Raw genomic sequence first — 19,677 nt, forward strand, 5'->3', positions numbered from 1 at the left:
GCTTGACCGGGACCAGAACCTTCATGCCTTCCCCTTGGAATTCGGGCTGTTACGGGCGCCGGCGCCATGCGCCGCGCTCAGGAAAACGGGCCGGGATTATACGAAAGGCCCCGGCAAGCCTTCTCTGGCAGACAAAGCGCACAGGCCACGCCGATCCCGGCCAATGAGCCCGCCGGACGATGTGGCACGCTCCGCCTCGCGCCGGTCCCCGGCCGCGCCCTCCCCTCCTCATCCACGTTGCAACCGCCATGAATCCCACCGACCTTGCCCCGTCCCGGCTCGATGCCGCCCAGGCCGCCGCGCTTGCCGGCCGCGTGCTCGCCACGGTCGGCGCCATCGTCGTCGGCAAGGACGTGCAGGTGAAGCTCGGCCTCGCCTGCCTGCTCGCCGGCGGCCATCTGCTGATCGAGGACGTGCCCGGCGTCGGCAAGACCACGCTGGCCCATGCCTATGCGCGCGCGCTCGGGCTGGCGTTTGCGCGGGTGCAGTTCACCAGCGACCTGCTGCCGACCGACGTGATCGGCGGCGCCATCTTCGACCGCGAGGAACAGCGCTTCGTGTTCCACCCGGGCCCGGTCTTCACCCAGGTGCTGCTGGCCGACGAAATCAACCGCGCCAGCCCCAAGACCCAGAGCGCGCTGCTCGAAGCGATGGAGGAGCGCCAGGTCAGCGCCGAGGGCGAGACCCGGCCGCTGCCCGAGCCCTTCTTCGTGATCGCCACGCAGAACCCGTCGCGCCAGCTCGGCACCTTTCCGCTGCCCGAGTCGCAGCTCGACCGCTTTCTGATGCGGCTGTCGCTCGGCTATCCGTCGCGCGACGCCGAGCGCGCGCTGCTCATGGGCGAGGACCGCCGCGAACTGCTGCGCCGGCTCGATCCGGTCGTCACGCCGGCCGAGCTGCGCGCGCTCGCCGGCACCCGCGCCGCGCTGCATGTGGCGCCGATGCTCATCGATTACGTGCAGCGCCTGATCGAGGCCTCGCGCGATCCGCGCCGCTTCGCCGAGGGCCTGAGCCCGCGCGCCGGCCTCGCGCTGTTGCAGGCCGCGCGCGCCTGGGCGCTGATCGACGGCCGCGACTTCGTGCTGCCCGACGACGTGCAGGCGGTGCTGCCGTCGGTGGCCGGCCATCGGCTGCTGCCGGCCGCCGCCGGCAATGCCCGGCCGCTGCAACTGGCCGAAGCCATCGCCGGCTGGATGCGCTCGGTGCCGGTCGAGGGCTGATGTCGGCGCCGCCCGTCGATCACGACAGCGTCGGCGCCGCGCTGCGCCGCGCCGCCGCCGGCCATGGCCTGCGCGACCGCATGCAGCGCCTGCTCCAGCGCCCGGCCGAGGCCGAGCTGCTGCTCGGCCATCGCCGCATCTACACCCTGCCGACGCGCCCGGGCTGGGCCTTCGGCGCGCTGCTCGCGGCGCTGCTGCTGCTGGCCATCAACTACGAGCTGAATCTGGGCTATGCGCTGGTGTTCATCCTGGCGTCGGCGGCCTGGGCCTCGCTGCATCTCGGCTTTGCCAACCTGTCCGGACTGAAGCTGGCCGACGCGCGCGCCGAGCCGGTGTTCGCCGGCGAGCTGGCCGCGTTCGAATTCACCGTCGCCGACACGCGCCGACGCGCCCGCCACGCGCTCGCCGTGAGCAGTGCCGACGGCAGGATGCGGCTGCAACTGGCGGCCGGCGCCAGCGCACGCGCCATCGTGCAGCGGCGCGCGGAGCAGCGCGGCTGGCTCGACGCGCCGCGCGCCACGCTCGAAACCGGCTTTCCGCTCGGCCTGTGGCGCATCTGGAGCCTGTGGCAGCCGGCCGCGCGCTGCCTGGTCTATCCGGCGCCCGAGCGGCCCGCCGCGCCGCTGCCCGGCGCCGAAAGCCGCGACGGCGACCAGCCGGTCGGCGGTCCCGGCCACGAGTCCTTCGCCCATCTGCGCGCCTACCAGCCCGGCGACTCGCCGCGCCGCATCGCCTGGCGCGCCTATGCGCGCAGCGGCGGCCAGACCCTGTCGGCGCGCCAGTTCGAGGGCAGCAACGGCGGCGAGCTGTGGTTCGACGCCGCCAGCCTGCCCGGCGCGCTCGGGCTCGAAGGCCGGCTCGCCCGCCTCGCCGCCTGGGTGCTCGAAGCCGATGCGCTTGGCCTGAGCTACGGCCTGCGCCTCGGCGCCGAGGAAGTGCCGCCCGCCGCAGGCCCGGCCCAGCGCGACGCCTGCCTGCGCCTGCTGGCGCTGCACGCCCTGTAATCCGCCGTCCATGTCGCCGCTCGCCCGCCTCGTCCCCTTCGTCCGGCGCCAGCTCGCCACGCTCGGCCATGACGGCCGCGCCACGCTGCTCCTGCTGCTGGCGGTCGCCGCCGTGGTCGTGCCGCATTTCGAACATCTGCCGGGCTGGGCGCTGGCGGTCACGCTCGGCGCCTTCGGCTGGAAATGCCGGCTGCTGGCGCTGCACCGTGCCGCGCCGCCGCGCCTGCTGCTGGCGCTGATCGTCGGCGCCATCGCGCTCGGCACCTGGCGCAGCTACGGCAGCCTGTTCGGCCGCGATGCCGGCGTGACCCTGCTGGTCATGCTCATGTGCCTCAAGCTGCTGGAAATGCAGGCGCGGCGCGACAGCTTCGTGGTGGCCTATCTCGGCTTCTTCCTGGCCGCCACCGGCTTCCTGTTCTCGCAGAGCATTCCGGCCGCCGCCTGCGTGCTGCTGGCGCTGCTGCTGCTGCTGGCGGCGATGGTCGCCGGCCAGCTCGGTGCCGCCGACCCCGGCGCCGCCGAGCCGCAGGACGGCGCCGGCGCCACCGGCCTGCGGCTGGCCGGCGCCACCGGGCTCAGGCTGATGGCCTGGTCGCTGCCGCTGGCGGCGCTGTTCTTCCTGCTGTTTCCGCGCATTCCGGGGCCGCTGTGGAACCTGCCCAACGATGCCGGCGGCGCCCACACCGGCCTGAGCGACAGCATGGCGCCGGGCGATCTGAGCGATCTGGCCGAATCGGGCGCGATGGCATTCCGCGCCCGCTTTGCCGCCAGCGCGCCGGCGCAGGGCCAGCTGTACTGGCGCGCCCTGGTCATGGGCGGCTTCGACGGCCGCAGCTGGCGACCGTGGCACATGCCGGCCGGCGCCGAGGCCGGCGACGGCCCGTCCGAGCCGGTGCAGGCGCTGTCGGCGCCGCTGCAATACGAGCTGATCGCCGAGCCGAGCGGCGACCGCTGGCTGTTCGCGCTCGACGGGCCGCTCGCGCTCGGCCCCGACACCCGGCCCACCGAAGGCGCCACCTGGCAGGCGCGGCGCGGGCTGCGCGACCGCACCGTGCTGCACGGCAGTTCGGCGCTCGACTACCGGCTCGGCGCTGCCGCCGGCACCGGCGACGGCCCGGTGGCGCGACGCGGCTGGCTGCAACTGCCGGCCGGCTTCAATCCGCGCACGCTCGACTACGGTCGCCGCCTGCGCGCCGATTACACGGACGACCGCGCCCTGATCGACGCGGTGCTCAGCCGGTTCCGGCGCGACGCCTACCGCTACACGCTGCAACCGCCACGCCTCGGCCGCGACTCGGTCGATGAATTCCTGTTCGATACCCGCGCCGGCTTCTGCGAACACTACGCCTCGGCGTTCGCGGTGCTGATGCGCGCGGCCGGCATTCCGGCGCGCGTGGTGGCCGGCTACCAGGGCGGCGAAGTCAATCCGGTCGACGGCTGGATCGAGGTGCGCCAGAGCGATGCCCATGCCTGGACCGAGGTCTGGCTCGGCCGCGACGCCGGCTGGGTGCGCATCGACCCGACCGCGGCGGTCGCGCCCGAGCGCATCGAGCGCGGCCTCAATCAGGCGCTGCCGGCGCTCGGCATCGACCGGCTGGCCCGGCTCGCACGCGGCACCGACGGCCCGCAGCTGTGGCGCGCGCTGCGGCATCGCTGGAATGCGATCGAGAACACCTGGAATCTGGCGGTGCTGCGCTACGACAGCGAGCAGCAGCGCAGCCTGTTCGAGCGCCTGGGCCTGGGCGCGCCCGACATGCAGACGCTGCTCGTCGGCTGCATGGCAGCGCTCGGGCTGGCCAGCGCGGCGCTCGGCGGCAGCCTGCTGTGGCAGGCGCTGCGCCGGCCGCGCCCCGACCGGCTGACGCGGCTGGCGATGCGCTTCGAAGCCAGACTGGCGCATGCCGGCTGCGTGCGCGCACCGCACGAGCCGCCGGCCGCCTTCGCGCGCCGCGCCGTCGCCGCGCTGGCCGCCGACGCCGCCGCGCCGGCCGATGCGCGCGTACCGGACGCCGCCGATCAGGCGCGCCGCATCTTCGAAGCGCTGATCGGCATGCGCTATCGTCGGCCGCCGTCCCCCGCCGAACTGGAAGTGCTGCAACGATGGATCGCCGAATTCAAGCCGCGCTCGCCGCGCTGACCGCCGCCACCGCCCTCGCCGCCTGCGCGAGCCGCATCCCGCTCTATCCCGAAGACGGCGCCGCGCCGGCCCGCAGCGGCAGCGCCGCCACGCCGGCCGCGCCCGCCCCGGCCGCGGCACCGCCCGCGCCGGCACCCGCGGAAGCCCCCGTCGTGGCGGTCACCACCCGGCCGATCGTGGTCGGGCCCATGGGCAGCGCCGATCTGGCCACGCCGGCCGTGCCCGGCAGCTATGCGCGGCGCGCCGACATCGCCGCCTGGGCCGATGAATTCGCCGCGCGCGCGCCGATCGACCGCGCGCTGGTGCAATCGGCGCTCGACCGCATCGAGCCGCAGCCGCGCGTGCGCCGGCTGATCCTGCCGCCGGCCACGCCGCAGCAGAAGAACTGGACCGCCTACCGCGCCCGCTTCCTCGACACGGTGCGGATACGCGCCGGCGCCGACTTCTGGGCCGCCAATGCCGACGCCCTGGCGCGCGCCGAGCGCGACTACGGCGTGCCGGCGGCGGTCATCGTGGCGGTGGCCGGCGTCGAGACCGTCTACGGCCGCAACCAGGGCGACTTCCGCACCGCCGACACGCTCGCCACCCTCGCCTTCGACTGGCCGGCCGAGGCGCCGCGCGACCGCTCGGCCTATTTCCGCGAGCAGCTCGAACAGCTTCTGCTGCTGGCGCGCGACTACGGCAGCCAGGTGCTCGACTGGCGCGGCAGCTATGCCGGCGCGCTCGGCATTCCGCAATTCATGCCGGGCAGCCTGCGCGACTTTGCGGTGGACTACGACGCCGACGGCCGCATCGACCTGAGCGGCAGCCCGGCCGACGCCATCGGCAGCATCGCGCGCTATCTGTCGGCGCACGGCTGGCAGGCCGGCCTGCCGATCTGGCTGCCGGCGCGCCCCGGCAACAGCCCCGAGCAATGGATCGCCCACGACCTGGAAGCGCGCTGGACCGCCGATGCGCTGGCCGAGGCCGGCGTGACGGTGCAGGGCAGCGCGCCGCCCGATCTGCTGTTCGGCCTGGTCGACCTGACCGCGCCGGCCGCGCCGACCGAATGGCGCGCCGGCACGCGCAACTTCTTCGCCATCACCCAGTACAACCGCAGCTTCTTCTATGCGGCGGCGGTGGCCGATCTGGCAGCGGCGGTGAGCGCGGCGCGCAATCAGCCGGCCGCCGCCGCGCTGCCGGTCAATCCGGCCGCGCCGCGCGTGGGCAGCGGCACGCCGCGCCCGGCGCCGGGCACGCTGCGCATCGGCGACAGCGGCAAGCCGTCCACCGGCACGCGCTGAGCGCCGGCGTTCAGCCCGCGCCGGTCGCGGTGCCGGGCTCGATCACCGCCAGCACCGGCAGATGGTCGGACGCGATCCGCGCCAGCCGGCTGCGATGCGCCGCCACCCGCACCAGCAGCGGCGCCGGCCGCACCCAGATGCGGTCGAGCGCCAGCAGCGGCCAGCGCGCCGGAAAGCTGCGCGGCGCCGGCGCCGGCGCGAACACCCGCTGCAACCAGCGCAGCGGCCGGCCCCACAGCCACCATTCGTTCAGGTCGCCGAGCAGCACCGTGGTTTCGCGCGCGGCCACGTCGAATGCGCTGGCGCCGGCCGCGTCAATGCGGCTCAGCTCGGCCAGCAGCCGGCGCACCTGGGCCCGGCGCTCGGCCGGGTCGAGGCCGAGATGCGTCGCGATCACCCGCAGCGGCCGGCCCGGCGCATCGAGCGTGACGACGATGGCGCCGCGCGGCTCGCGGCCCGGCACGCTCAGGTCGATCAGCCGGCGGCTGGTGACCGGATAGCGGCTGAGCAGCCCGTTGCCGTAGTCGCCCGGGCCGCGCAGCAGCGTCGGCCCGGCTACCGCATGCATGCCGCTGCGCTCGGCCAGCCAGGCCAGCATGTCGAAGCCGGTGCGGTCCGACTCCACCTCCTGCAGCGCGATCACGTCGGCGCGCAGTTCGCGCAGCACGTCGGCGATGCGGTTGGGCACGAAATGCCCGTCGGCGCCGACGCCGCCATGCAGATTCCAGGTCGCCACCCGGATCACGCGCCAGCCCGGTCGCGGCGCCGGCCGATCCAGCCGCGCACCAGCACCGCCGCCAGCACGCACAGCGCCACCAGGCCGCCGAGCAGCGCAAAGCTGGCCCAGCCGGGCGTGCGGATCGCGGCCGCCACCCGGTCGACGAACACGGTGGTGAATGCGATGCCCGGCGCCATGCCGAGCGCGGTGCCGGCCAGAAAATCGCGCAGCCGCACCTGGGCCGCGCCGGCCACCAGATTGACGATGGAGAACGGCGCGACCGGCAGCACGCGCAGCAGCACCATCGCCGGCAGGCCGCGCCGTGCCAGCCGCAGCGCCAGCCGCTGCATGCGCGGCCCGCCCCAGCGCCGCAGCGCGCGCCGGCCCGCGAGCCGGCCGATCCACCAGCTGACGGCGGCGCTGGCCAGCGCGCCGGCCAGCGCGTAAAGCCCGCCCTGCCAGGGCCCGAACACGATGCCGGTCACGCCGACCAGCAGCATCACCGGCATGACCACCAGACCGGCCAGCACATAGCAGCCGACCACCGCCAGTGGCGACAGCGGCAGCGCATCGAGCCGTTCGCCCAGGCGCACCAGCTCGCCCAGGTCGAGCAGCTCGCGCAACGGCGTATAGCGCCAGGCCATCGCCAGCGCCGCCAGCGCGACGGCGATCAGCGTCCAGGCGGCGATGCGCTCGCGCATCGGGCGGCGCTGGCCGGCGCGCGGCAGCAGCTCGGTCATGAGCAGCTCGGTCGCGGCCGGGCGCTCGGGGTCGATGACGAAGTTGGCGTCGGGCAGCAGCCGGTCGATCTCGGGCGCGACGCTCAGGTCGAGCGGCACCAGGCTGCGCTGGCCGGGCGCGCCGGCGCAGTCGGCCGCCGCGCCGGCGACGCTCTCGACCGGCGCCGCCGGCGCGCGCAGCGCATCGATGGCGGCATTGAGCCGGCCGTGCTCGCGCAGGGCCGCGTCGACCTCGGCCGGCGCCCGGCCCAGATGCTCGCCGAGCAGCCGCGCGCGCAGGGCGGCGATGGCCGCGCGCACCCGCGGCTCGCCACCCGAGGCGATGGCGAGATTGCATTCGCTGTCGAAGCCCATCGAGCGGTTGCTGAGGTTGGCCGAGCCGACGGTGACGAAGTCGTCGTCGACGACCATCAGCTTGCTGTGCACATTCAGGCAGCGGCTGCCGTCGGGCGTTTCGCCGGGCAGTTGCGGGCACCAGGCGCGGTAGCGGTCGGCGCCGTCGGCGCCGCGCAGCCGCGCATCGATGCGGCCGCGCAGCACGCCGAGCGTGGTCTCCTCCAGCCAGCCGCTCTGGCGCCGCGGCAGCACCAGCGCGATGTCGGGCGCGGCCGGTGCGGCCAGGCGCGCGGCCAGCGCCTCGGCCATGGCGGCGGAGCTGAGGTACTGGTTCTCGATGTAGATGGCGTGGCGCGCGGCGCCGATGGCATCGGCCAGCAGTGCGCGCACTTCGCCGACCGCCGCATAGCCCTCGAAGCCGGGCTCGGTGCGCGCGATGCCGACCGGCACGTCGGTGAGGTCGGGCCGCAGGCCGGCGGGCCAGGGGTCGGCGCCGGTCGCCGCTGTCGCCGCTGCCGCTGATGGGGCTGTGCCGGGACGCGCCCCGGCGGGCGGGCGCAGGCCGGGCCGGCCGCTGGCGCGCAGCCAGCGTTCGGCGCACAGCTCGCCGAGCGCGGCGGCGGCGGCGCCGTCGACCGCCATCTGCACGTCGTGGAACGGCGCATAGGGCTTGCCGTCGGGATCGACGCGGCCCGGGTCGGCCGCCGCATGGGCCGGCGTGTCCCAGCGGCAGCGCGTCAGGTCGAGCCCGCCGACGAAGGCGATGGCGCCGTCCACCACCACCACCTTCTGATGCTGCGAGGCGCCGACCGGATGGCAGCCGTCGAGCTGGAACTGCATGCGCCGGTGGGTGCGCCAGCCCAGCCGCAGCGGCGACAGCCATTCGCGTTCGAGCGCGAACAGCATCGCGTAATCCCAGCTCAGCACCTGGGCGCGCAGGCCCGGCCGGGCGCGCACCAGCGCATCGAGCAGCTCGGCCAGCGGCGCCGGCCAGCCGTCGTCGCCGCCGTCGCGGCGCAGCTGCACGCGGCTGTCGATGTCCCAGCCGACGATCTGGATGCTGTGCCGGGCCTGGATGAGCGCCGCGCGCAAGGCCGAGAAATACGCCGCGCCGTCGACCAGGAAGGCGACGCGCGCGGCCTGCTCCACGCGCCAGCAATTGCGGCCGGGCTGGAGCAGATGGGCGGCATCGGCCGCAGGGTGGGAAGGACGGTCGTCAGGCATGCGCCGATGCTAGGCAGCGCGAGCCCGCCGGCTGAACGGCACGAAATGGCAGCGACGCAAGCGGACGGCTTCAGTCGTAAGCGGCGGCAAGCCCTGCGGGACGGCGCCGACAAGACGGCGCGCCGCAGCGGAAGGCGGACCGGCGCGGTCGGCGCGCGATGCCCGAAGGGTCGGTCGGCGCGCGGTGCCCGAACGGTCGGCCGCCGTGCCGGTCGAGGCGGCGGCCGGCGGCGCTCAGGCGGGCGGATTCAGCAGCCGCCAGTAGCTCGGCGTGTTGGCCAGCGGCGGCGCCTCGCCGAGCACCGCGAAGCAGTCGTTGAAGTATTCGATCCAGGCATCGGCATGCAGGGTGCCGAGCTGCTTGTCGCGCAGCGTCTGCACCAGGCCCCAGCGGTTGCCGGCCGGCCGCAGCGAGCCGGCGTTGTAGGCACAGGCCACCAGCGGCGGATCGAAGTTGGTCGGGCCGGCGCGGCGCAGCGCCTGCTGGCGCAGATAGAGCGTGCCGGCGCGGATCGAGGTTTCGGGGTCGAGCAGCGCCTGCCGGTCGAGCCTGGGGTCGCCGACGGCGGCGCGCGCGGTGCTGATGAGCGTCTGCATCAGGCCGGGCGAGACGCGGTCGGGCGTGGTGGCGTCGCTGACGAAGCCGGGCTCCTCGCGGCAGCAGTCGGCGCGGCCGCCGCTTTCGGTGCAGATGGTGGCGACGATGATCTCGACCGGCACGCCGTAGGCGGCGGCGCACTTTTGCAGCGCGGCGCCGTAGGCGGTCCAGACCTTGCGCGCGGTGTTCGGCGCGCCGCCGGTGCGCGGCAGCCGCTCGGCGCCGGCTTCGCGCACCCGCACGCCATCGGCGGCCAGCCGCCATTGCAGCGTGCCGCCGCCGAGCGGGCTGGCATGCCAGTCGGCGATGCGGCGCAGATAGGCGTCGAGATTGGCGATCCAGCCCGGCGCCGGGGCGCTGGCGGCCGGCGCGGCGGCCGGCGCCGGCGCATCTGCGGCGCCCGGCGTGCGCACATCGGCGAGCGCGCGGACGGCGGCGGCAGCCGGCGCGTCGTCGACGATGGCGGCGCTGTCGGGATTGAGCCGGCTCCAGGTGTCGCGGCCGATCACGCCGTCGGCTTCGAGCTTCTCGGCCTGCTGAAAGTCGCGCACCGCATCGCGGGTGGCGGGGCCGTAGACGCCGTCGGCGCCGCAACGCAGCAGGCCGCGCCGGATCAGCGCCTGCTGGGCCGCGCGCACCTGTTCGCCGCGCATGAGCGGCAGGCTGAAGCGCAGGTCGGAGTCGAGATTCATCTCAGCCTCCGCAGTTGGCGAGGGTGGCGCGGCGGGCACGCGCATCGGCGAGCAGGCGCGCGAACTGTTCACCGTAGCTGCCGGCGGACTGGCCGGCGAGCGCGGCCTGCTCGGCCTGGCGCGCGGCGGCGCAGCGCGCTACGTCGTCACCCTGGCCCGGGCGCGCCAGCAGCAGCGCGGCGCGGCCCTGCCACAGCGCGCGCTCGGCCGGGCCGGCCTGCGCGGCCTCGGCCTGGGCGGCGCGGGCGGCGCTGGCAGCAGCCGGAAAGCTGGTGGCGATCTCGGCGCGGCAGTACTGGGCCTGGGCGCCGAGCGCGGCCAGCTTGGTGCGGCCGGCGGCGTCGATGCCGCTGTCGCCACCGCCGCGGGCCTGGGCCAGATCGGCGGCGGCGGCGGCCAGTCGGCCGTCGAGCGCGGCGGCCTGCTCGCCGCCAGCCGGACAGGCCGCGCCGGGCGCGCGCGTCGCGAGTGCCATGTGCAGCAGCGCCTCGCCGTGCAGCGCATGCAGCCGGCCGCAGCCGGGCCGGGCCGGCTCGCTGGTGCAGGCACCGGTCACGGCGTCGCCGGCGATCGCGTCCTGCCGACCGCTACTAGCCAGCCGCTCCCATTGCTCGAGCTGGGCCACCACCGGATTGAGGGCGGGCTTGCAGCCGGCCAGCGCCAGCAGCACGGCCGCAGCCGTGAAAACACTTCGGGCATTCATCAAGGCAGCACCTCGCCAATCAGCGGAAGGGGATCGATGCGGGCGGCGCGCAGCTCGCCCGTGAGCAGCACCAGCGCCTCGAAGGCGCCGCGCTGCTCGGCACTGCCCGGCGCATTGCCCAGCCGGGCGTCGAACACGGCATTGACTTCGTCGGGCGTGGGCTGGGCCGCGCCAGCCAGACTGGCCGGCAGACGCGCCGCGACGCTGCCGATCTGGCTCGTGTCGATGTCGGCGCGGCCGCGCTCGCCGAGCAGCAGGCCGCGAAATTCCATCAGTCCGTCGGTGGCCTCGCCGCGACTGGCAAAGCGGCCGTCGCCGCCCCAGCGCTGCCACAGCCGGTCGCTCGCGTCCTCGCGCAGCGCCAGATCGAGCAGCTCGCCGGCGAACTGCGGCTGGCTGCGGATTTCCTCGGCGAAGGCGCGCGCAAAGATCGGCGCGCGCTCCAGGCACAGCCCGGCGCTGGCGGCGGTGAGATAGCCCGGATCGATCAGCTGCGGGTTGTAGGGCGCGTCGAGCACCCGCGCGACCCAGCGCTGGTACTGCTCGGAACCGAGCTGCCAGCCGAGCCCGAGCACCATCAGCACGCCCGCCGCCGGCCCGAGCGTGCCGACCAGCGGCAACGCGCCGGCGGCCTTCTCGATCAGGCCGGGCAGCGGCGACTTGCCGAGCAGCTCGCGCGCGGCGGCGGCCACCTCGTGCAGCGTGTTTTCGTCCACGCCGCCGGAAATGGCCTGGGCCGCGCCGAGCACGCTGTTGGCCTTGTCGAGCGCGTCCCTGGCGCCGGCCGGCAGCAGGCCGGGCAGCGTGCCGTCGAGCAGGCCGATCAGGCTGCTCGCGGCCTTGGCATGGCGTTGCAGCCGGTCCAGCTCGAGCGCGAACCGGCCGCCGCGCGCCAGTGCCTCCTTGTCGGCGGTGGCCTGATCGGCGGCGCTGGTGGCCTGGGCCACCACCTGACCCAGCGCGCCGGCCTGGGCGCGCAACTGGTCGGCCTCGCTGCGCGCGGCATCGGCCAGCTTGACGCTGGCGCGCGCGGTCTGGGCATCGGCAGTGGCGCTGCGGGTGCCGAAGTAATAGGCGAACACGCCGGTGACGATGCCGTTGATGTAGCCGGCAATGCTCTCGTTGAGATCGAGCGCGCGGCTGAACACCAGGATGGGCAGCCCGACCACGCCGACGATGAGCGCGATCACCGCGCGCACCGTGCCCTCGGGCAGGGCCATCGGCAAATCCTTGAGCGCCGCGAGCTTGTCGGCCGGCATGTCGCGGATGGCCGAGAAATAGCGCGCGCTCAGCCACCACAGATACGCGGCAAACGCGAGCCCCACGCCAAAGATGAGCGCCGCCACCGCAAAGGTGCGCAGCCCGCCCGAGCCGCCGAGCGCCGCGCCGATGCCGCCCGCGCCGCCCATGCCGCCCAGCACGAAATGGTTGAGCAGCCCCAGCAGCAGCAGCACGACCAGCCCGTAGGCCAGCAGCCGCGCCGGCCCGGCCAGCGCCTGCCACCAGACCGGCGGCCCGGCCGCGACCGTGACGACTGCCAGCTCACCTGTCGACGTGTTCTCGTCCGCCATGCGTCTCTCCCTGACCCGTTCGGGCGAGAGAGTAGGCCGATGCCGGCGGCCCGGCGATGACAGGTCGGGGAAGACCTAGGAGCGAAAAACCTGCCGGTATTGACTGCCGGCTAGACCCGCGACAGCAGCTTGCCGCCCGCCATCAGCCGCTCCAGCACCTGCGGCCCGATCTGGCCGATCGGCAGGATCTGGTCGACCGCGCCGACCGCCACCGCCTCGCGCGGCATGCCGTAGACGACGCAGGTCGCCTCGTCCTGGGCGATGTTGTGGCTGCCGGCGCGCTTCATTTCCATCATGGCCAGCGCGCCGTCCTTGCCCATGCCGGTCAGCATCACGCCGATGGCATTGGGCCCCACGTTGCGCGCCACCGACTTGAACAGCACTTCCACCGACGGCTTGTGGCGGTTCACCGGCTCGGTGTCGTGCAGCTCGACCACATAGTTGGCGCCGCTGCGGCCGACGGCAAAGTGCTGGCCGCCGGGCGCGATGTAGGCATGGCCCGGCAGGATGCGTTCGCCGTGGCGCGCCTCGGCCACGCGGATGCGGCAGCTGCCGTCGAGCCGCTTGGCGAAGCTGGCGGTAAAGCCGGGCGGCATGTGCTGGGTGATGACCACCGCCGGGCAATCGGCCGGAAAGGTTTCCAGCACTTCGCGGATCGCCTCGGTGCCGCCGGTGGACGCGCCGATCACGATCATCTTTTCGGTGCTGTGGCGCGAGAAGGTGGCGGTGCCCTTGACCGGCGCCGGCGCGCTGGCCGCATGCGCCGGCGCGGTCTTGCGAAACACCCGCGACTTGGCCGCGATGCGGATCTTGTCGCAGATCTCGCTGCCCATCTCGCGCATGCCGTTGGCCACGCCGAGCTTGGGCTTGGCCACGAAGTCGACCGCGCCCAGCTCCAGCGCACGCATCGTCACGTCGGCGCCGCGCTCGGTCAGCGTGCTGACCATCACCACCGGCATCGGCCGCAGCCGCATGATCTTTTCAAGAAAGTCGAGCCCGTCCATGCGTGGCATTTCCACGTCGAGCGTGACCACGTTGGGATTGGTCGTGCGGATGATCTCGCGCGCCTGGAACGGATCGGCTGCAGCACCCACCACATGCAGATCGGGCTGGGCGTTGATGATTTCGGTGAGCAGCGCGCGAATCAGCGCCGAATCGTCGACGACGACGACAGTTGTCTTGGCCATGGTCGCTTCCGCTCAGAACAGCTCGATGTCGCCACCCGAGACCGCCGGCTTGGCGACCTGGAGCTTGGTCTTGTATTGCGATTCCAGCTTGACCACGGTCTCGCCGCGATCTTCCTTCAGCTTCTTCACCATGCACTTGCCGCTGTGGCTGAAGAACACGACCTTGCGCGGATAGATGTCGAGCAGGTCCTTCGCGCTGCACCGGATGCGCTCGGTGGTCAGGAACTTCTCGGCAAAGGCCGCGTTGCGCTCGCCGACGTTGATGGTGGTGAAGTTCTTCATCACGTTGCCGCCGCCGAAGAGCTTGGCGTCGAGGTTCTCGCGCCGCGCGCCCTTCTTCATGAGGTCGTTGATGAGCAGTTCCATCGCATAGGTGCCGAAGCGCCCGGCGGCGCCGGTGAAATCGGCCTCGCCGGTCTCGGGCAGCATGAAATGGTTCATGCCGCCGATGCCGGTGGTGCGGTCCCAGATGCAGGCCGACACGCAGGAGCCGAGCACCGTGGTGATGACCACTTCCTCTTCCGACACGAAGTACTCGCCCGGCAGGATCTTGACCGCCGGCGCATTCCACTGGCGCTCGAAATAGAAATGGGTGGCGGTTCCGGAGCCGCGCGGTCGCGTGGCGACGTGGCCACCGTGCGCGCCAGACGGCGCAGGGTGGTGGTGATGGCCGGCGTTCATGGGCAGCCTTTCGATTTGAGGTGGCGCGGGCGCCGTTCAGCGCCGCTCGTACACGGTCTTGCCGCGCAGCACGAACGGGCCGTGGAAATCGCTGAAGTTCTCGGAATGGCCGGCAAACAGCAGGCCGCCCGGGCGCAGCACGCGCGCGAACTTCTCGAGGATGGAATGCTGGGTCGGCTTGTCGAAATAGATCATCACGTTGCGGCAGAAGATCACGTCGAAGGCGTCGCCCAGGTTCCAGGTGGCGTCGAGCAGATTCACCTGCCGGAACTCGATCATCCGGCGCATCTCGGGCCGCACGCGCACCAGCCCGGAGTTGGTCGAGGTGCCGCGCATGAAGTAGCGCTTGAGCCGCGCCGGATCGAGCGACTGCGCCGACTCGGCCTTGTAGACGCCGCGCGCGGCCTGGGCCAGCACATTGGTGTCGATGTCGCTCGCGACCATGCGCGCATTGCCGCAGCCGGCCTCGTCGAGCGTCATGGCGATGGAATACGGCTCCTCGCCGGTCGATGCCGCCGAGCACCACAGACGCGGCGGCTTGCCGGTGGTCTTGAGGTGATTGCGGGCAAATTCGAGCAGCACCGGAAAGTGGTGCTGCTCGCGGAAGAACGAGGTGAGGTTGGTGGTGAGCGCATTGATGAACTCCTGCCACTCGTCGCCGCCGTCGCGCTCCAGCCGGTCGAGATAGGCCGCGAAGCTGCCGGTGCCGGTGGCCCGCACGCGCCGGCTCAGCCGGCTGTAGGCCATCTGGCGCTTGGAGTCGTTGAGCGAGATGCCGGCGCGCTCGCGGATCAGCCGGCGGATGCGTTCGAAATCGTCGTTGCCGAAGGCGATGTCGCGGGGCGGATCGGCGAGGACTGCTGAATCACGATTGGACATGGAGGCGGCGCATTCGGCGTTGAACGGTGGAGGGCGGATCAGAACTCTTCCCAGTCGTCCGAATCGGCGGCCGAGGAAGTGGTGATCCGCGAGTCGCCGCGTGCCGGCGTGGCCGCTGCCGGCGCAGCGGCGGGTGCCGGACGGCTCGGCGCGGCGGCCTTGGGCGCGGGCTTGCGCTCGGCCGGCTTGGCCGCGACGACGGGCGCCTCGACCTTCGGCTCGGCGGACCGGGCGGCGACCGGCTTGGACTCGACCTTCGGCTCGGCCGGCTTGGGCGCGGCGGCCTTGGGCTCGATCGGCTTGTGTTCGGCGGGCTTGTGTTCGGCGGGCTTGTGTTCGGCCGGCTTGTGCGCCACCGGCGCATGGGCGGGCTTGTGCGCCTTGTGCGGCGCGTGATGCGCTGCCGGCTTGCTCTCGGCCGGCTGGATCGACGCCACCCGGGGCTCGATGCGCGCACCGGCACCGGCGCCCTGGAAGGCATCGACCGCGCGGCCGAGCGCCACCGCCTGGCCGCGCAGGCTGTCGGCGGCCGCCGTGCTCTGCTCGACCAGCGCCGCGTTCTGCTGCGTCATGTCGTCGAGCTGGGTGATGGCCGCGCTCACCTGCTTGATGCCGGCGGCCTGCTCCATCGTCGAGCCGAGGATGCGTTCCATGATCGCCGACACCGAATTCACGCCGCGCACGATCTCGGTCATGGCGCTGCCGGAGTCGTTGACCAGCCGGCCACCGACCTCGACCTTGCTGGCCGAATCCTCGATCAGCGTCTTGATCTCGCGCGCCGCCTGGGCGCTGCGCTGGGCCAGCGTGCGCACCTCGCTGGCCACCACGGCGAAGCCGCGGCCCTGTTCGCCGGCGCGGGCGGCTTCGACCGCCGCATTCAGCGCCAGGATGTTGGTCTGGAAGGCGATGCCGTCGATCACGCCGATGATGTCGGCGATCTTGCGGCTGGCCTCGCTGATCTCGGCCATGGTCGACACCACCTTGGCCGCCACCTCGCCGCCGCGCCGGGCCGATTCGTTGGCCGCCTCGACCAGGGTGCTGGCCTCGCGCGCCGCCTCGGCATTGCTCTGCACCGCCGAGTTGAACTGCTCCATCGAGGCCGCCGTCTCTTCGAGACTGCCGGCCTGCTGCTCGGTACGCCGGCTCAGGTCGGCGCTGCCGTTGGCGATCTCGGCCGAGGCGGTGGTCACCTCCTGCAGGCCACTGCGCACATCGCCCACCAGCTTGCGCAGCGAGCTCTGCATGCCGGCGATGGCGCGGGTCATCTCGGCCGCCTCGTCATGGCCGGTCACATGCAGGTCGACCGACAGATCGCCGGCGGCGATGCGGTTGGCGCCCTCGCGCACCCGCTTGAGCGGCAGCACGATCGAGTTGGCGATGGCGAAGGTGAAGAACAGGCTCAGCGCCGCGCCGACCGCGACGCAGGCCGCCATGAACCAGCCCACGCTGCCGGCGGTATCGCGCACCTCGGCCCGGGCCTGCTCGAACACCTGATGCTGCCAGGCCACCAGCACATCGAACTCGCCCATGTAGCGCCGCGCCGACTGCACCAGGCGCTCGCGGGTCGCGGCCTCGGTCGGCGTGCCGGCCAGATGCGCGCGGATCACTTCTTCGCGCAGCGCGCGGTAGTCGGCGCGGGCACGGCCGATGCTGTCGAGCAGCTCCTTGCCGCGGGCCGTGCTCACCAGCTGGGCCATGCGTTCCTGCAATTCGGTGGCGCGGGCCGACTCGGCCTTCATGTCGGTCTGGAGCCGGGCGATCTGGTCGGTGTCGCGCAGTGCCAGCAGCGCTTCGGTGCGCACCAGATTGATCCGCACCACATCCTTCCACTCCTGCGCCAGCACGATCTTTTCGGAATCGGTGGTGGTGGTGGTGTCGACGATGTCGGCAATCCGGTGCAAACCTCGTGCGCCCGCAAGGACGCCCAGCCCGATGGCCAGCAGCGCGAAGGCAAAGCCGGCAACCAGCCGGGTGCGCACGCTGAAACGGCTGAGAAATTCCATCCGGGTCTCCTGTGTTGCGTTGATCGAAACGGCGGAGCGGCACTGCCGCCCCGCGTGCGGGCGGCGTTCAGCCGTCGATGAGGGCCATCTCGGCCGAGGTCATGAGGCGTTCGATGTCGACGAGGATGAGCATGCGTTCGCCGATCGAGCCGAGGCCCATCACGTAGCTCACGTCGAGCGCGCCCGAGAACTCGGGCGTCGGGCGGATCTGGTTCTGCTCCAGCGTCAGCACGTCGCTCACGCTGTCGACCACGATGCCGACCACGCGGTTGGCGATGTTGAGGATGATCACCACCGTGAAGGCGTCGTAGTTGGCTTCGCCCACGTTGAACTTGAGGCGCATGTCCACGATCGGGACGATGGTGCCGCGCAGGTTGATCACGCCCTTGATGAAGTCGGGTGCATTGGCGATGCGCGTCGGCTGCTCGTAGCCGCGGATTTCCTGCACCTTCAGGATGTCGATGCCGTATTCCTCCTGGCCCAGACGGAAGGTGAGGAACTCGTGGATGTCGTTGACTTGGCTGTCGGCGGAAAACTTTTCGATGGCGCCCATGGTCGGCTCCTTCAGGTCGGTGCTGCGGTGGAAAGACTTAGTGGCGAGCCTGCTTTGCAAGCGCTGTCACATCGAGGATGAGAGCGACGCGACCGTCGCCGAGGATGGTGGCGCCCGAGACGCCGCGCACCTTGCGGTAGTTGGCTTCGAGGTTCTTCACGACCACCTGGTGCTGGCCCACGAGTTCGTCCACGAGCACGGCGGTGCGCACACCGTCGCTCTCGATGACGACCATGATCGATTCGGGCGGCGCGCCGTCGTCGGGGATCTCGAACAGCTCGCGCAGCGACACCACCGGCAGGTATTCGTTGCGCACGTCCACCACCCGGCCGGAGCTGGCGATGCTCTTGATCTGGTCGTGGCTGAGTTGCAGCGACTCGACCACGCTGGCGAGCGGGAAGATGTAGATCTCGCCGCCGGCCGCCACGCTCATGCCGTCCATGATGGCCAGCGTCAGCGGCAACCGCACGATCACCTTCGAGCCCTTGCCCGGCGTCGAGTCGAGCTCGACCGAGCCGTTGAGCGCGGCGATGTTCTTCTTGACCACGTCCATGCCCACGCCGCGACCCGACACATCGGTGATCTGGTCGGCGGTGGAGAAACCCGGCGCGAAGATGAGCTGCCACACCTCCTGGTCGGTCATGCCGTCATGCACCGGCAGGCCGCGTTCGGCCGCCTTGCTCAGGATCTTGTCGCGCCGCAGGCCCTGGCCGTCGTCGCGCACCTCGATCACGATCGAGCCGCCCTGATGGAAGGCCGACAGCGTGACCACGCCGGTCTCGGGCTTGCCGGCGAGCTTGCGGCCCTCGGGCATTTCCAGACCGTGGTCGACCGAGTTGCGCACCAGGTGGGTCAGCGGATCGATGATCTTCTCGATCAGGCCCTTGTCCAGCTCGGTGGCTTCACCGCTCGTCACCAGCTCGACCTTCTTGCCGAGCTTGGCCGCGAGGTCGCGGATCATGCGCGGGAAGCGGTTGAACACGAAGGCCATCGGGATCATGCGGATCGACATCACCGCGTCCTGCAGATGGCGCGTGTTGCGCTCCAGGTCGGTGACGCCGCCAAGCACGTTCTGGTGCTGCACCGGGTCCAGCTCGCGCACCTTCTGCGACAGCATGGCCTGGGTAATCACCAGTTCGCCGACCAGGTTGATGAGCTGGTCGACCTTTTCCACCGACACCCGCAGCGTCTGCGAATCGAGGCCGGCCGCCGGCGCCGCGACCTTCTCGCGCGGCTTGGCGATCAGCTGGGTATCGGTCACGGCCGGCGCGCGCGGCGCGGCCACCGGCTCGATGGCCGGCCCCGACACCACCGGCGGCGCCACGGTCACGGCGGGCTGGCTGGCGGCGGCCGGTGCCGGCTCGTCGTCGAACAGGCCGAAGCCCGGAATGTCGGCCAGCGCGGCCGGCGCCGGCGCGGCAGCCGCCGCCTCGGGCCAGGGGCCGAACTTGAGCTGGTCGCGGCTCAGGTAGAAGTTGCACAGGTCGAGCAGCTCGTCGTCGGGCGACAGCGTCTCGATGCGAAAGCGCACATAGCCCTCGCCCGGCGCGCTGCCGGCGGCGAAGTCGGCCTTCTTGATCGTGCCGAGCTGGGGAATCTCGGCGAAGGGTTCGAGCAGGTTGTCGGCGATGCTCACGTCGGCCAGCGGCCCGGCGATCAGCTCGACCACGCGCACCGACGGGCCGGCCGGCGCGGGTGCCGGCAGATCGCTGGCATCGAGCTTCTCGCCGGCCGCCAGCACGCGCAGCCGGCGCTTCAGATCGGCATCGTCGATCGGCGCGCCGGCGGCGCCGGCCTGATGGCGCGCCAGCTGGCTCTTGAGCACGTCGCCGGCCTCGAGCAGCGTGTCGACCATGACCGAGTCGAGCATCAGCTCATGCTTGCGCACGCGGTCGAGCAGGGTTTCCAGCTCATGCGTGAGCTCGGTGACATCCGAAAAGCCGAAGGTCGCGCTGCCGCCCTTGATCGAGTGCGCGGCGCGGAAGATGGCGTTCAGGTCTTCGTCGTCGGGTTCGGCGCAGTCGACGTTGAGCAGCAGCCCTTCGAAGTTGGCGAGGTTCTCGCCCGCTTCCTCGAAGAACACGCTGTAGAACTGCGACAGGTCGAATCCGCCGCCGAGTCCCGATGATTGCGACATGTCTCCCATGG

Annotated in this window: 15 protein-coding genes; 4 read left to right on the forward strand and 11 right to left on the reverse strand. The window is 72.4% G+C overall.

Annotation, left to right across the window (positions count from 1 at the left end; translation table 11 throughout):
- Nucleotides 1-248 precede the first annotated feature (248 nt).
- Genes B9P64_RS00005 through mltB form a run of 4 tightly spaced genes read left to right on the forward strand, consistent with a single transcriptional unit; the run spans nucleotide 249 to nucleotide 5,644 of the window.
- The gene (locus tag B9P64_RS00005; RefSeq protein ID WP_085314232.1) at nucleotides 249-1,220 is read left to right on the forward strand and encodes an AAA family ATPase; all 972 of its coding nucleotides are present in this window, start codon (nucleotides 249-251) and stop codon (nucleotides 1,218-1,220) included.
- Nucleotides 1,220-2,224 (forward strand): DUF58 domain-containing protein, encoded by a 1,005-nt coding sequence (locus tag B9P64_RS00010; RefSeq protein ID WP_085314233.1) that lies wholly within the window; start codon nucleotides 1,220-1,222, stop codon nucleotides 2,222-2,224. Before B9P64_RS00005 ends, B9P64_RS00010 begins: the two co-directional genes overlap by 1 nt.
- A gap of 10 nt (nucleotides 2,225-2,234) precedes the next feature.
- On the forward strand, nucleotides 2,235-4,361 hold the full coding sequence (locus tag B9P64_RS00015; protein WP_085314234.1) for a transglutaminase family protein: 2,127 nt from the start codon (nucleotides 2,235-2,237) through the stop codon (nucleotides 4,359-4,361).
- The gene (mltB, locus tag B9P64_RS00020; protein ID WP_085314235.1) at nucleotides 4,325-5,644 is read left to right on the forward strand and encodes a lytic murein transglycosylase B; all 1,320 of its coding nucleotides are present in this window, start codon (nucleotides 4,325-4,327) and stop codon (nucleotides 5,642-5,644) included. The genes B9P64_RS00015 and mltB overlap by 37 nt, the downstream gene beginning before the upstream one ends.
- A 10-nt stretch (nucleotides 5,645-5,654) precedes the next feature.
- Here the strand turns inward: mltB and B9P64_RS00025 are convergent, their stop codons facing one another.
- The 11 genes from B9P64_RS00025 to B9P64_RS00075 form a co-directional block, all read right to left on the reverse strand.
- Complete coding sequence (locus tag B9P64_RS00025; protein WP_235839838.1) at nucleotides 5,655-6,389, reverse strand: endonuclease/exonuclease/phosphatase family protein; 735 nt, start codon at nucleotides 6,387-6,389, stop codon at nucleotides 5,655-5,657.
- Complete coding sequence (locus tag B9P64_RS00030) at nucleotides 6,386-8,662, reverse strand: VTT domain-containing protein (RefSeq protein ID WP_085314237.1); 2,277 nt, start codon at nucleotides 8,660-8,662, stop codon at nucleotides 6,386-6,388. The genes B9P64_RS00025 and B9P64_RS00030 overlap by 4 nt, the downstream gene beginning before the upstream one ends.
- Before the next feature lie 234 nt (nucleotides 8,663-8,896).
- A complete protein-coding gene (locus tag B9P64_RS00035) occupies nucleotides 8,897-9,952 on the reverse strand; it encodes a peptidoglycan-binding protein (protein WP_176256658.1) in 1,056 nt (351 codons plus the stop codon).
- 1 nt (nucleotide 9,953) lies between these two features.
- Nucleotides 9,954-10,655 carry a hypothetical protein gene (locus B9P64_RS00040; RefSeq protein WP_085314239.1) on the reverse strand — a complete coding sequence of 234 codons (702 nt, stop codon included), beginning with the start codon at nucleotides 10,653-10,655 and terminating at the stop codon, nucleotides 9,954-9,956.
- Complete coding sequence (locus B9P64_RS24825; RefSeq protein ID WP_085314240.1) at nucleotides 10,655-12,226, reverse strand: hypothetical protein; 1,572 nt, start codon at nucleotides 12,224-12,226, stop codon at nucleotides 10,655-10,657. The genes B9P64_RS00040 and B9P64_RS24825 overlap by 1 nt, the downstream gene beginning before the upstream one ends.
- A gap of 110 nt (nucleotides 12,227-12,336) precedes the next feature.
- Nucleotides 12,337-13,413: a protein-glutamate methylesterase/protein-glutamine glutaminase gene (locus B9P64_RS00050; protein WP_085314241.1), complete on the reverse strand. Its 1,077-nt coding sequence runs from the start codon at nucleotides 13,411-13,413 to the stop codon at nucleotides 12,337-12,339.
- Nucleotides 13,414-13,425: 12 nt separating this feature from the next.
- Nucleotides 13,426-14,094: a chemoreceptor glutamine deamidase CheD gene (gene cheD, locus B9P64_RS00055; RefSeq protein WP_085314242.1), complete on the reverse strand. Its 669-nt coding sequence runs from the start codon at nucleotides 14,092-14,094 to the stop codon at nucleotides 13,426-13,428.
- Between the two features lie 36 nt (nucleotides 14,095-14,130).
- Nucleotides 14,131-14,973 carry a CheR family methyltransferase gene (locus B9P64_RS00060; protein ID WP_085314243.1) on the reverse strand — a complete coding sequence of 281 codons (843 nt, stop codon included), beginning with the start codon at nucleotides 14,971-14,973 and terminating at the stop codon, nucleotides 14,131-14,133.
- Between the two features lie 38 nt (nucleotides 14,974-15,011).
- Nucleotides 15,012-16,976 carry a methyl-accepting chemotaxis protein gene (locus B9P64_RS00065; RefSeq protein WP_085314244.1) on the reverse strand — a complete coding sequence of 655 codons (1,965 nt, stop codon included), beginning with the start codon at nucleotides 16,974-16,976 and terminating at the stop codon, nucleotides 15,012-15,014.
- 67 nt (nucleotides 16,977-17,043) lie between these two features.
- Entirely contained in the window at nucleotides 17,044-17,529 is a 486-nt protein-coding gene (locus B9P64_RS00070; RefSeq protein ID WP_085314245.1) for a chemotaxis protein CheW, read from the reverse strand.
- A gap of 37 nt (nucleotides 17,530-17,566) precedes the next feature.
- A complete protein-coding gene (locus B9P64_RS00075) occupies nucleotides 17,567-19,675 on the reverse strand; it encodes a chemotaxis protein CheW (protein ID WP_085314246.1) in 2,109 nt (702 codons plus the stop codon).
- Between the last annotated feature and the right edge of the window lie 2 nt (nucleotides 19,676-19,677).

The sequence above is a fragment of the Derxia lacustris genome (assembly GCF_002105195.1).
Taxonomy (GTDB): Bacteria; Pseudomonadota; Gammaproteobacteria; order Burkholderiales; family Burkholderiaceae_E; genus Derxia; species Derxia lacustris.